The sequence below is a fragment of the Pseudomonas japonica genome (assembly GCF_900188455.1).
Classification (GTDB): domain Bacteria; phylum Pseudomonadota; class Gammaproteobacteria; order Pseudomonadales; family Pseudomonadaceae; genus Aquipseudomonas; species Aquipseudomonas japonica.
This window is the reverse complement of record NZ_FZOL01000011.1, coordinates 31,955-44,224: the sequence shown is the minus strand read 5'-3', so window position 1 is coordinate 44,224 and position 12,270 is coordinate 31,955. Positions and strand designations below refer to the sequence as shown.

The 12,270-nt window shown below is 65.8% G+C and carries 11 protein-coding genes; 6 read left to right on the top strand and 5 right to left on the bottom strand.

Translation table 11 applies throughout. From position 1 onward, the window contains the following. The first annotated feature begins 84 nt into the window (after positions 1-84). Together CHB99_RS15015 and CHB99_RS15010 are read left to right on the top strand one after the other, a co-directional pair. The gene (locus tag CHB99_RS15015) at positions 85-534 is read left to right on the top strand and encodes an NUDIX hydrolase (protein WP_042126771.1); all 450 of its coding nucleotides are present in this window, start codon (positions 85-87) and stop codon (positions 532-534) included. After that, positions 527-1,084 carry a cysteine hydrolase family protein gene (locus CHB99_RS15010; RefSeq protein ID WP_042126773.1) on the top strand — a complete coding sequence of 186 codons (558 nt, stop codon included), beginning with the start codon at positions 527-529 and terminating at the stop codon, positions 1,082-1,084. Before CHB99_RS15015 ends, CHB99_RS15010 begins: the two co-directional genes overlap by 8 nt. Before the next feature lie 169 nt (positions 1,085-1,253). Here the strand turns inward: CHB99_RS15010 and CHB99_RS15005 are convergent, their stop codons facing one another. Beyond that, a complete protein-coding gene (locus CHB99_RS15005) occupies positions 1,254-2,123 on the bottom strand; it encodes a LysR family transcriptional regulator (RefSeq protein ID WP_042126776.1) in 870 nt (289 codons plus the stop codon). A gap of 147 nt (positions 2,124-2,270) precedes the next feature. Between CHB99_RS15005 and CHB99_RS15000 the strand changes: the two genes are divergently transcribed. The 3 genes from CHB99_RS15000 to CHB99_RS14990 all read left to right on the top strand — a co-directional run bounded on the left by CHB99_RS15000 (position 2,271) and on the right by CHB99_RS14990 (position 5,194). Continuing rightward, a complete protein-coding gene (locus tag CHB99_RS15000; protein ID WP_042126778.1) occupies positions 2,271-2,990 on the top strand; it encodes an AzlC family ABC transporter permease in 720 nt (239 codons plus the stop codon). Beyond that, positions 2,980-3,288, top strand: coding sequence for an AzlD family protein (locus tag CHB99_RS14995; RefSeq protein ID WP_042126780.1), 309 nt, complete (start codon positions 2,980-2,982; stop codon positions 3,286-3,288). Before CHB99_RS15000 ends, CHB99_RS14995 begins: the two co-directional genes overlap by 11 nt. Before the next feature lie 226 nt (positions 3,289-3,514). Then, on the top strand, positions 3,515-5,194 hold the full coding sequence (locus CHB99_RS14990; RefSeq protein WP_042126781.1) for an MFS transporter: 1,680 nt from the start codon (positions 3,515-3,517) through the stop codon (positions 5,192-5,194). Between the two features lie 72 nt (positions 5,195-5,266). Here CHB99_RS14990 and CHB99_RS14985 read toward each other — a convergent pair whose 3' ends face one another. Beyond that, on the bottom strand, positions 5,267-6,487 hold the full coding sequence (locus tag CHB99_RS14985) for an MFS transporter (protein ID WP_042126782.1): 1,221 nt from the start codon (positions 6,485-6,487) through the stop codon (positions 5,267-5,269). 144 nt (positions 6,488-6,631) lie between these two features. On the opposite strand from CHB99_RS14985, the gene CHB99_RS14980 reads away from it, so the two are divergent. After that, entirely contained in the window at positions 6,632-7,405 is a 774-nt protein-coding gene (locus CHB99_RS14980) for an AraC family transcriptional regulator (RefSeq protein ID WP_042126784.1), read from the top strand. A 176-nt stretch (positions 7,406-7,581) separates the two neighbouring features. Here CHB99_RS14980 and CHB99_RS14975 read toward each other — a convergent pair whose 3' ends face one another. From CHB99_RS14975 to CHB99_RS14965, 3 genes are read right to left on the bottom strand one after another with little or no spacing between them, the layout of a single operon-like run. Then, positions 7,582-8,862: a di-heme oxidoreductase family protein gene (locus tag CHB99_RS14975; protein WP_042126786.1), complete on the bottom strand. Its 1,281-nt coding sequence runs from the start codon at positions 8,860-8,862 to the stop codon at positions 7,582-7,584. Next, complete coding sequence (locus CHB99_RS14970) at positions 8,859-10,145, bottom strand: ABC transporter substrate-binding protein (protein WP_052419489.1); 1,287 nt, start codon at positions 10,143-10,145, stop codon at positions 8,859-8,861. The genes CHB99_RS14975 and CHB99_RS14970 overlap by 4 nt, the downstream gene beginning before the upstream one ends. Then, positions 10,132-12,174, bottom strand: a complete 2,043-nt coding sequence (locus CHB99_RS14965; protein WP_042126788.1) for a TonB-dependent receptor plug domain-containing protein — start codon at positions 12,172-12,174, stop codon at positions 10,132-10,134. Before CHB99_RS14965 ends, CHB99_RS14970 begins: the two co-directional genes overlap by 14 nt. Positions 12,175-12,270: the final 96 nt, after the last annotated feature.

The following is a 12,270-nucleotide window of genomic DNA, read 5'->3' as shown; positions in this document are numbered from 1 at the left end:
CCGATTCGCGTGATGATGACCGCCGCTTCTGGCATCATCGCGCGCCAATCGAACATCGTTGCTGCCCACAAGGACCCTGCTGTCATGCGTGAACGGAAATCAGCCCGCCTCTTGATCGTCGACCCCGAGCAGCGGGTGCTGCTGTTCCATTTCGTGCACACCGATGACGCGCTGGCGGGGCACTCGCACTGGGCCACCCCCGGTGGTGGCCTGGAGGAGGGCGAGGGGTTCCGCGAGGCGGCGATCCGCGAACTGCGCGAGGAGACCGGTATCGAGGTCGCCGACGTGGGTGAGCCGGTCGGCGAGCGACGCTTCGTCATGCGCCTGCCCAGCGGCGAGGACGTCATTTCGATGGAGCTGTATTACGGCGTGCGGGCCACCTCGCAACAGCTCAGCCGCGACGGCTGGACCGCGCATGAGATGAAGGTGATGGCGGCGCATCGCTGGTGGTCGGCCGAGGAACTGCGCGGCACCACCGAGACGGTGTATCCGCAGCAACTGCTGGAGATGCTGGAGCGTGCCCGTGATGCTTGAGGACAATGCCGCACTGCTGATCGTCGATATGCAGAAAGGCATCGCCAACCCCGCGGGTGTCCGGCGCAACAATCCCGACGCGGAGCAGCAGGTCGAAGCCTTGCTGCGAGCCTGGCGGACGTCGCGGCGACCAGTGGTGCATGTGCGGCATATCTCGCGTTCCGCGGACTCGGTGTTTCGACCGGGGCAAGTGGGTTGCGAATTCCAGGAGGCGCTGGCGCCGCTGGGGAACGAGCAGGTGTTCGAGAAGAACGTGCCGGATGCCTTTGTCGCCTCGGGCCTTGAGCGCTGGCTGCATGTGCGCGGGATCCGCCAGCTTGTGGTGTGCGGGGTGGCGACCAACAACTCGGTGGAGGCCACGGCGCGCACGGGCGGCAACCTGGGGTTCGATGTCGTGGTGGTGGCGGATGCCTGCTACACCTTCGATCTGCTCGGGCGGGATGGCCGGTGTTGGGCGGCGGCGGAGGTGCATGCGCTCTCGCTGGACAACCTGGCGATGGATTATGCGCGGGTGCTGGACACTCGGGATGTCTTGAATGCGGCTTTCTGATGCCATGCGATAGTCCTGTAGGAGCTGGCTTGCCTGCGAACGGGCGCGAAGCGGCCGCAAAACTGTGAGCGCGGCGTGTCAGGCATGCCTGGGACTCAGGTTTTGCGACGGCTGCGCCGTCGTTCGCAGGCAAGCCAGCTCCTACAAGGGATCGCATTCGCTCTGGTAATCAGGACACGGCCACCCTCCGCAAGGTCTTGATCAGCAACCCATACAACTGATCCACCGGCTTCGACCCGTGCGATGCCCGGCTCCGATACACCGCCACTTCCATCGGCTCCAGCGGTCCCAGGCCATGCTCGGCACCGAGGATTTCCAGATGCTCCGGCGCGCTGCAGCGGGTCAGCACCGCCACCGCCAGGCCACTTTCCACCGCCGCGATCTGCCCGGCCAGGCTGGAGCTGTTGTACACCACCCGGTAATCCCGCCCCTGCAAGGCCAGCGAGTGAATGGCACAGCGCCGCGCCTGGCTGGTGCTTTCATAGGTGGCGATGGGCAGCGGATCACGACGCCAGACATCGAACTGCGGCGAGCCGACCCAGACCATCGGCTCACGGAACAGCAGGGTGCCGCGCCGTGAATGGTCGCGGGATACCAGGGCCAGATCCAGGTCACCCTGGTCGATGCGCGGAATCAGCGAGGTGGATTGTTCGCAGTCCAGCTCGATCTCCACCGCGCCGTAGCGCAGGGCGAAGCGCTTGAGCACCGGGGTCAGGTAGCGCGCGGCGTAGTCGTCCGGCACGCCGAGGCGGATGCGCCCGGTGAGCTCGTCGCCATGAAAGGCATTCTGCGCATCGCTGTGCAGGTCGAGGATGCGCCGCGCATAACCCAGCAGCACCTGGCCATCCGCGGTGAGTTGCTGCTGGCGCGCATCGCGTACCAGCAACTGGCGACCCAGCGCCGCCTCCAGCTTCTTCAACTGCATGCTCACCGCCGATTGCGAGCGGTGCACCTCGGGCGCGGCCTTGGACAGCGAGCCGGTGTCCACCACGGCGACGAAACACTTGAGCCAGTCGATCTGCAGGTCCTGCACGGGCACGCTCCGATGTATTCGATAAGCGAATGGGTTAGTCGCGTAATATGCGCTTTTCGCAATGCTGTGTCTGCTGGATAGTGACTGGCGTCCGAATGCTGCGTTCGAGTAACAGCGCTCCGCCGGACGGAGCGCCAAAGAAGGAGAAGGGTTGTGTTATCGGTTGCCAAGGGCTCCACGGAGCTGGGCTACAACGAGGTATGGGACGGGTTCCGGCAGTTGTTGCCGATCTCGATGTTCGTCGTGGTGTTCGGTCTGGCCTTCGGCCTGGCCGCGGCCCAGGTCGGGCTGGATTCACCGACGATCATGTGGATGAGCACCCTGGTCTTCGCGGGCGCGTCGCAGTTCGCCGCCCTCGATCTGTGGGGCGCGCAGGTGCCGCTGGTGCCGTTGATCGTCACCGTGTTCGCCATCAATGCCCGCCATCTGCTGATGGGCGCGACGCTCTATCCCTGGCTGCGCGAGCTGCCGGTGGCACGGCGCTACGGGATCATGCTGGTGGTGTCGGACGCCAACTGGGCGATGGCGATGCAGGCGCTGAGCGCCGGCAAGCCGGGCCTGGGCATTCTCTTCGGCGGTGGCCTGGCGCTGTGGTCGACGTGGATTCTCGGTACCTGGCTCGGCCTGTACTTCGGCAACCTGGTCAGCGACCCGGTGAGCTGGGGCCTGGACATGGTCATGGGTTGCTTCCTGCTGTCGATGGTGGTGGGCGGCAAGAAAGACCTGCGCGTGCTGCTGATCTGGGCGGTCGCCGCCGGTTCGGCGTTGCTGGCGTACCGGTTCCTGCCGGAGAACAGTCATGTGGTGGTCGGTGCCCTGGCCGGTGGCATCGTCGGTGCGGTGTGGATGGAGAAACGCAAGGATGAACATTGAAACCAGCGGGCACGGCCCGCTCATTCTGGTCCTGATCATGGCGGCGGTAACCCTGGCGACCCGCTGGGGCGGGGTTTTCGTGATGTCCTTCGTGCCGATCAACTACCGCGTGCAGCAGTTCATCGGCGCCATGTCCGGCTCGGTGCTGGTGGCGGTGCTGACGCCGCTGGCGGTGAGTGGCGACAACGGCGCGAGGGTGGCGCTGGCGAGCACCGCGGTGGTGATGTTGCTGGTGAAGAAGCCGTTGCCGGCAATCGCCGCGGGGATCGTGGCGGCGGCCTTGTTCCGGCATTTCTGAGCAATCTCCCGGGGCCTGCCGCGCCGCACGGCGGCCCCTCGTGCCAACCGCTGGCTATCTGCCAACCTGCGATTATTCTTACAGCTGCGTGCAACGCGAGGCCGTCCGCCTGTTCCAGGCCCGGCGCAGTCCGTAATCCGATGTCATCAGCCTTTCGAATGGCCAGAGTGCGTGCGGAATCAATAGCGGGATGCTCCGGCCTACAAGAACAAGACGGAGAACATTCATGGCGGTCATGAGCGGCACTTCATCCCCGGGCAGCACGTCCGGCAAGAACATCACCCACGACGAGCGCAAGGTCATCTTCGCCTCGTCCCTGGGGACGGTCTTCGAGTGGTACGACTTCTACCTGTACGGGTCCCTGGCGGCGATCATCGCCAAGCACTTCTTCGCCGGGGTCAATGAAACCACCGCGTTCATCTTCGCCCTGCTGGCCTTCGCCGCCGGTTTTGCGGTACGGCCGTTCGGCGCCATCGTCTTCGGACGCCTGGGCGACATGATCGGGCGCAAACACACCTTCCTCATCACCATCATCATCATGGGCGTGTCCACTGCCATCGTCGGCCTGTTGCCCAGTTACGCCAGCATCGGCGTGGCGGCGCCGATCATCCTGATCACCCTGCGCCTGCTGCAGGGCCTTGCCCTGGGCGGCGAGTACGGTGGCGCGGCGACCTACGTGGCGGAGCACGCGCCACCCGGCAGGCGCGGCTTCTTCACCTCGTGGATCCAGACCACCGCCACCCTCGGCCTGTTTCTCTCGCTGCTGGTGATCCTCACCTGCCGCACCGCCCTGGGTACCGAAGCCTTCGAGGCCTGGGGCTGGCGGATTCCCTTCCTGCTCTCGATCCTGCTGCTGATCGTTTCGGTGTACATCCGCATGCAACTGCAGGAGTCGCCGGTGTTCAAGCGCATGAAGGAAGAAGGCAAGGCGTCCAAGGCGCCGCTGACCGAATCCTTCGCCCGCTGGGACAACCTCAAGGTGGTGATCATGTCCCTGCTCGGCGGTACCGCCGGCCAGGCGGTGGTCTGGTACACCGGGCAGTTCTATGCGCTGTTCTTCCTGTTGCAGACGCTGAAGATCGATCCGCAGACCGCCAACCTGCTGATCGCCGGTTCGCTGTTGATCGGTACGCCGTTCTTCATCATTTTCGGCAGCCTGTCCGATCGCATCGGACGCAAGAAGATCATCATGGCCGGCTGCATCCTCGCCGCGCTGACGTACTTCCCGATCTTCAAGGGCCTCACCGAATTCGGCAACCCGGATATCTACACCGCCCAGCAGCAGAACCCGGTGACGGTGATCGCCGATCCGGCGCAGTGTTCGTTCCAGTTCGACCCGGTGGGCAAGGCGCGCTTCACCAGCTCCTGCGACGTGGCCAAGAGCCTGCTGGCCAAGCGGGCGATTCCCTATGAAAACGAAGTCGGCGAGCCGGGCGCGGTGGCCCAGGTGCGCATCGGCAACAGCATGCTGCCGAGCTTCGACGGCAGCGCCTTGCCGGCGGCGGAGTTCAAGGCGGCCAACGATGCCTTCACCGCCACCCTGGGCGGTGCGCTGAAGAATGCCGGCTATCCGGAAAAGGCCGATCCGGCCAAGACCAACTACCCGATGGTGCTGTTGCTCCTGACCATCCTGGTGATCTACGTGACCATGGTCTACGGGCCGATCGCCGCCTGGCTGGTGGAGCTGTTCCCGGCGCGTATCCGCTATACCTCGATGTCGCTGCCGTACCACATCGGCAACGGCTGGTTCGGCGGCTTCCTGCCCACCGTGGCCTTTGCCATGGTCGCGGCCACCGGGGATATCTACTACGGCCTCTGGTATCCCATCGTCATTGCCGTGATGACCGCGGTGCTGGGCATCTTCTTCATGCCGGAAACCAAGGACCGGGATATCGGCCATAGCTGAAACGCGAGCGCCGTTCTCCCCCCGTAGGCGCGGGCAAGCCACGCGCCTACGGGGGGCGATTGCCAGGCTGTTTCAGACGCCTTTGGTCGAAGGCAGCAGGATCGTCATGATCCCCAGCAACGGCAGGAACGAGCACAGGGTGTAGACCTCGGTGATCCCGTGCAGGTCCGCCAGGTGTCCGAGCAATGCCGCGCCGATGCCGCCGAAGCCGAACATCAGGCCGAAGAAGATCCCGGCGATCATCCCCACGTTGCCCGGCACCAGCTCCTGGGCATAGACCACGATGGCGGAAAACGCCGACGCCATGATGAAGCCGATGATCACGCTGAGCACGCTGGTCCAGAACAGGTCGGTGTAGGGCAGGGCCAGGGTGAACGGCGCCGCGCCGAGGATCGAGAACCAGATCACCGCCTTGCGCCCGATACGGTCGCCGATCGGCCCGCCGAAGAAGGTGCCGGCCGCCACCGCGCCGAGGAACAGGAACAGGTACAACTGCGAACTGGCCACCGACAGGTCGAACTTCTCGATCAGGTAGAAGGTGAAGTAGCTGGTGAAGCTGGTCATGTAGAAGTACTTGGAGAACACCAGCAGGGCCAGGATCACCAGGGCGAAGGTCACCCGGCGCTTCGACAGGCCGTGGGTGGCCTTGGTCCCCTGCTTGAGCTTGAACAGGCTCAGGTGGTTGCTGTACCAGCGGCTCAGCTTGTACAGGACGAACATGGAAAACAGCGCCACCAGGCCGAACCAGGCGGTATGTCCCTGGCCGTAGGGAATGATGATCGCCGCCGCCAGCAGCGGGCCGAACGCCGAGCCGGCATTGCCGCCGACCTGGAAGGTCGACTGGGCCAGTCCGAAACGGCCACCCGAGGCCAGGCGGGCGATGCGCGAGGCTTCCGGGTGGAAGGTCGACGAACCGATGCCCACCAGGGCCGAAGCCAGCAGGATCGAGCCGAAGCTGCCGACGAAGGCCAGCAGGACGATGCCGATCAGGGTGCAGATCGAGCCCACCGGCAGCAGCCACGGCTTGGGATGGCGGTCGGTGTGGTAGCCGACCCAGGGCTGCAGCAGCGAGGCGGTGAGCTGGAAGGTCAGGGTGATCAGGCCGATCTGGGTGAAGCTCAGGCCGTAGCTGCTCTTGAGGATCGGGTAGATCGACGGCAGCACCGCCTGGATCAGGTCGTTGACCAGGTGGGCGAGGGCGCAACCGGCGATCACCTGCATCACCAGCGGACTGCTCTGGCTGCTGCTGGGTGTGGCGGAGAGGGTTGAAGCGGTGGTGCTACTGGCGGACATGCTGGACCTTCCGGAGAGTCACGCGGCACACAAGGGGAAATGTGCTCACAGGGGTTCAGGGTTATGGATTCGGAGCTTATGCTAGGGGCCCTCCGCGCGCCTGTCTCGCGCGATTGGGACAACGACTGTCGAGAAACGGGCAAGATGATCAGACCACTGGACGAATTCCTCCGCGATATCGACCTGGCCGACTGGACCCTCAGCAGCAGCGCCACCGATTACCCGGAGAACTGGTACATCCGGCCGCACTGCCATGAGAAGCACCAGCTGATTTACGCCATCGAGGGCGTGATGGTGGTGCATTCGGCGCAGGAGCAGTGGACCGTGCCGCCCAGCCGCGGCATCTGGATGCCCAGGGGGCAGATGCATTCGATCCGCTGCGTCGGCGCGGTGAAGATGCGCAGCGTGTTCGTCCAGCCTGACGTGCAGTGCGAATTGCCCCTGCAGACGTGCGCGGTGAGCATTTCCAGCCTGCTCAGCGAACTGATCAAGGTTTCCGTGGGCATTCGCCATCCCCATGGCGCGAATTCGCGGGAGGCGCGGGTGCTGCGTCTGATCCTCGACGAGTTGCAGATCCTCCCGACCCTGCCGCTGAACCTGCCCCAGCCGACGGAGCCGCGTTTGCGCAGGATCTGCGCGGCGCTGCAGCGCGACCCCGGCGACAACTCGACCCTGGCCGACTGGAGCGCGCGCCTGGGCCTGGATGAAAAGACCATCCAGCGCCTGTTCCACCGCGAGACCGGCATGACCTTCGGCCAGTGGCGCCAGCAGGCACGCCTGCTGCTGGCGCTGGAGCGCATTGCCCTGGGCGAGAAGATCATCGATGTGGCGGGGGCGCTGGGGTATGACAGCCCCAGTGCGTTCAGCGCGATGTTCCGCAAGCATTTCGGGCGCACGCCGAGTCAGTTCTTTCGCTGAAGACTGCTGATCTGAAAGTTGTGCTGCTCTTGCGGGCCTCATCGCGGATAAATCCGCTCCCACAGGGACCGTGCCGCTTCAAGGGCAATGGAGAACCTGTAGGAGCGGATTTATCCGCGATCGGGCGCGAAGCGGCCGCAAATCCTGCCTCCACGCCGTTCGCGGTATTCCCGGCGTCAAAGCGACTGCAGGAACTGCAACAGGGCTTCACGCTCTTCCCGGGCCATGGCGCTGAACCGATCTCGCGCCGCCTCGGCTTCCCCGCCATGCCAGATCACCGCCTCGCTCAGCGTCCGGGCCCGGCCATCGTGCAGGTACCCCGCACCGGGATTGATCCGCTCGATCAGCCCCAGCCCCCACAATGGCGCGGTGCGCCATTCCCTGCCGGTCGCCAGGAAATCCTCGCGCCCATCCGCCAGCCCGTCGCCCATGTCATGCAGCAACAGGTCGGTATAGGGCTCGATGACCTGCGTTCCCGCCTGCAAGCGCGGACGATGACAGGCAACGCATCCCGCCGAGGCGAACAGCGCTTCCCCGCGCTGCACCCGGTCCCGATCCCGGCGCTGCGGTGGCGCCAGCTGCGCCAGATAGAAATGCAGATCCATCAGCTGCAGCGCATCCACTTCCGGCTCGCCACCGCTGAGCGCCTTCTGGCAATCGCGCTGCTGCGCCGCGCAGTTCTGCCGTGGAGACAACGGTGAGGTGATCCCCAGATCTCCCTGCAAGGCGCTGGCGATCTGTTGCATCAGGTCCGGCTGGTTGGCCTTGAGCCCGAAGCGCCCGGGTTCCAGGCGCTGGCGCTCGACACTCCAGACCTGGTTGACCCGCCCGCGCACGCCGTCGGCCTTGGGCTCCTCGGCCATGCGCCGCAAGTCCTCGGCACTGACCGCCTCCAGCAGTCCCAATCCGAACACCGGCGTACCGACCCGCACCGAGGTTCGAATGTCTCCCAACGGCCCGTAGCCCAGTTCGCTGAACAGCAACTGCGGCCGGCGCAGGTTCACCGTCTCGCCATCCGCCAGCACGACCGCTTCTTCCTGCCAGCGAATCCGTGCCCGACCTTCACCCCGCACCCCGGGAATCCCCAGTTCGTTGAGCTGGTCGCCGTAGGCCGGATGGGGCCGCGGTCCGCCATGGGCATCCTGCCCCGGCAGCGACAGGCGCACGAGCAGGGTGCGCATCGGCGCATCCTCGTCCACCGGCGCCTGGCCGCGGCCATTCTTCGGATGACAGGCGATGCAGGTGATGCGGTTGTACAGCGGCCCCAGGCCATCCACCGCTTCGTCCCGCGACGGTGCGATGACCCAGGCCTGGCGAAACAGCCCGCGGCCCTTGAAGAAACGCTCCAGCCGCGCCTCGTCGTCCAGTCCCGGCAACGGCCGCGAGAAGGCCTCGCGGTCGGCCCGGGCACCGACCGAAAGCATCGCCAGCACCAGCAGCCACCAGGCGCGTTTCACAGGCCCATCTCGTCAAGCAGGCGCGCCGCCTCGGCCTGCCGGGTGACGGCGTGGAACTGCCAGGCGATTTCGCGTCGGCCCAGTTCGTCCTGGTCGCTGACCGGCGGGCGCTCCATGCCGCCGTCCTGACGGGCGCCGAACAGCTTCAGCAGGTCCGCCGAGGCTGCCTGGCCGGCGCTGAGCGGCGGCACGCCGAGGTACCCGCGCACCGCCTGCAGGTCGCGGCCCAGGGCTTCGCCGGCATGCACCCGGGCCCACAGCGCGGTCAGGCGCTCATGGGGCTGGCCGAGCCATTGCACGAACAGCGAGGTGACCAGCGCCAGGCGCTCGCGGGACGCTTCCTGGTAGCGGTAGGCCGTGGCGAACGGATTGTGATAACCCGCTGGCAGCTCGGCGTAGACGCCCGGTCGCACCGGCAATTTGCGGATATCCGGGTCGGCCAGCAGCTTCTGCCCGGCATCGGACAACACGAAACGCACGAACGCCCGCGCGCCCTCCACCTGTTTCGCCTCGCGGGTGATGGCGATATGTGCCGGGTTCAACCCGCCATGGACCGGGTAGACGAAGTCCACCGGCTGGCCATTGCTCACCGCCGAGGCGACGAAGAAGTCGATGGACAGGCCCACCGCCGCGCGCCCGCTGGCCACCTCGTCGCTGACCAGGGTGCCGCCGCGACTGACCAGCCGCGACTGCCCGGCGATCTCGCTCCACAGCGCCCAGCCACGCTCCCAGCCATAGGCCTGGAGCACGATGTCCAGCAGCACCGGGGCGAAGCCGACCCTGGCCGGGTCGGGCAGGGCGATGCGCCCGCGCAGGCGCGCATCGAGCAGGTCGGTCCAGTCCTTCGGTGCCTCGACGCCCAGTTCCTCGAGCAGCCGTGGATTGCTGGCGAAGCCGTAGCCGGCCAGCTCGGTGGCCTGGTAGCGGGCCTCGTCATCGCGCAGCGCGGTGTCGCCGATCTTCGCCGGCAAGCCTGCGAGATCGACACCCAAGGGTTGCCAGCCGCCGTCCTCGGCGAGCCGGGCGAAGTTGCCCGGCGATGGTGCCCAGTACACATCGACGCCACCCTGGTCCTGCTGGCGCAGGAAGGGCAGGGCATCGAAGCCCTGGCGCCAGAGGATCTGCAGGCGGTAGTCGGGATTGGCCTGTTCGAAGGCTTCCTCGAAGCGGCTCATCATTTCCTCGGGGTAGCTGGTCAGCACCACCACGGGTTGCGCCGCCGCCGCGAAGGCGCTCGCCGGGCCCAACGCCCAGGCGAGCAGCCATGCCTTACAGCGGAACATTGAATTGCACGAAGTAGTTGCGGCCGATCTCCGGGTAGCCCTCGCTGTACGCGTAGAGACGGTCGAACAGGTTGCGCACCCCGGCCTCGATCAGCACGTCGTTGCTGAAGCGGTAGCCGCTCTTGAAGTTGTACACCGCGTAGCCGCCGGACATCTGCGTGCCGTCCGAGACGTTGTAGCGCTTCGACGCCGCTTCGGCGCTGCCGGTCAGGCGCCAGGCGTCGTGGTTCCAGGTGGCCGAGGCGAACAGGTTGTGGCGGGGCGTATCGATCGGGTGCAGTTCGGGATTGCTGCGGTTCTCGCGGTCGAGGAAGGTGTAGCTGGCGCCCAGCTCCCAGTCGCCGAGATCGCCCTTCAGGCCCAGCTCGACGCCCTGGTTGCGGGCCTTGGCGATGTTCTGGTACTGCCCGCACGGTGCCGCGCAATTGAGCTGCGCCGGGACCGTGACCTGCTGGATCGAGTCCTCGATATTGGCCACGAACAACGCCGCGTCCAGGCTCCATTGCGACGTCAGCGCACCGCTGTAGCCCAACTCGTAGTGGGTGGCGCGTTCCGATTTCAGGTCGGGGCTGGGAATGACCGTGCCGAAGCGGGTCGAATAGCGGTCCTTGATCGTCGCGAAGCGGCTCTTGCGCGACACGGTCAGGCGCACCTGGCCATTGTGCTCGATGTCCAGCAGCGGCCCGGTGTTGATGAACAGGCCGAGCTGGCTGTTGACCGCGTCGTCGCTGCCGGTGGGTTCGTCGTACAGGGTCTTGCGTCGTGGCGAGGTGCTGTTGGTCCCGTAGTTCTCGGCGTCCAGGCTCTTGCGGTAGTTGTACGAGACGCCGCCGACCAGGCTGAAGATCTCGTTCAGGCGCAGGGTGTCTTCCAGGGCGATGGACTGGGTCTGGTCGCGGAAGTGGGTCTGCGGGTCGCTGCCGTCGCGGGAGCGGTGCACGTCTTCCTTGAAGTGGTAGGCCACGCCCAGGCGGTTGCCCTCGGTCAGGGCCAGGTCGCCTTCGACGGAGAAACCGCTGGATTCGTCGTCGTACTTGCTCGGGAAGCCGCTTTGCAGGGCGCCAGGGATGCCGTTGTTGTAGACGAAGTTTTCCAGCGAGTTCTTGAAGGTGTCGTGGTAGACCCGGGTCTTCAGGCCGTGCTCGCCGAAACGGGTGTTGGTGGCGAGGAACAGGCTGGTCTTGTCCCACTGCGGCCATTCCCACCAGCGCTTGCGCTGGCCGGTGGCGGGCAGGTCGCCGGCGTAGGGCGGCTGGCCCTTGCGGCCCTCCTGCTGGACGTAGCCGAGGACGTATTCGTCGGTCTCGTTGGGGGTGAAGCCGAGCTTGAAGCTGAACTTGCCGTCGCGCTTGTCGCTGTTCTCGCGGCGGCCGTTGCCTTGCTGGTTGTTGGTTGGTTCGAAGTCGTCCGGCAGCAGGGTGTAGTCGTAGTCGACGTAGGACACGCCGCCCTGCATCCACCAGTTGCCCTGGTTGCTGCCGACGTTGGCGTAGCTGCGATACGCATTGACGTTGCCGTGGTCGGTCAGCTCCAGGCCGCCGCCGACTTCGCCTTCGAAGGCCTGGGTGGGGCGCCGGGTGACCAGGTTGATCGCGCCGCCCAGGGTGTTGGGGCCATAGAGCAGCGAGGCGAAGCCCTTGGCCACTTCGATGCGCGACAGGTCGTAGGTGGTGAACCGGCCGAGGTCGATATTGCCGTCGTAGGGCACGTAGGTGGGGATGCCGTCGATGTACACCGGCACTTGCAGGCGGTCAAAGCCGCGCACGTAGACCACTTGTTCGGCGCGACCGCCGATGTAGCTCTGATTGACGCCGGGGGCCAGGGCCAGGGCGCGGTCGACGGTTTCCCGGTCGTGCAGGCGGATGTCCTGCAACTCGACCACGCTGCTGCCGGTGGCGAGCTTGTCATCCTGTGGGGCGGCAATGCGGATTTCGCCGAGGCTGAAGGGTTTGCTGTCGTCGGCGAAGGCGGACGGGACGCCGATGGCGGCGATGGCCAGCACCAGGGTACGGGGGGTGAAGGGCTGCATGACTGCTCCGTGTGCAGAGGTCGTAGTCCGTTGCGGCATTGAAAACGGAAACGACCTGTTTCGTTATGTATTTTTATATACAGCGATACCCGCAAA

Coding starts and splice junctions, on each gene's coding strand:
- CHB99_RS15015 (WP_042126771.1), top strand. CDS start 85: ATGCGTGAACGGAAATCAGCCCGCCTCTTGATCGTCGACCCCGAGCAG.
- CHB99_RS15010 (WP_042126773.1), top strand. CDS start 527: ATGCTTGAGGACAATGCCGCACTGCTGATCGTCGATATGCAGAAAGGC.
- CHB99_RS14995 (WP_042126780.1), top strand. CDS start 2,980: ATGAACATTGAAACCAGCGGGCACGGCCCGCTCATTCTGGTCCTGATC.
- CHB99_RS14990 (WP_042126781.1), top strand. CDS start 3,515: ATGGCGGTCATGAGCGGCACTTCATCCCCGGGCAGCACGTCCGGCAAG.
- CHB99_RS14985 (WP_042126782.1), bottom strand. CDS start 6,487: ATGTCCGCCAGTAGCACCACCGCTTCAACCCTCTCCGCCACACCCAGC.
- CHB99_RS14980 (WP_042126784.1), top strand. CDS start 6,632: ATGATCAGACCACTGGACGAATTCCTCCGCGATATCGACCTGGCCGAC.
- CHB99_RS14970 (WP_052419489.1), bottom strand. CDS start 10,145: ATGTTCCGCTGTAAGGCATGGCTGCTCGCCTGGGCGTTGGGCCCGGCG.
- CHB99_RS14965 (WP_042126788.1), bottom strand. CDS start 12,174: ATGCAGCCCTTCACCCCCCGTACCCTGGTGCTGGCCATCGCCGCCATC.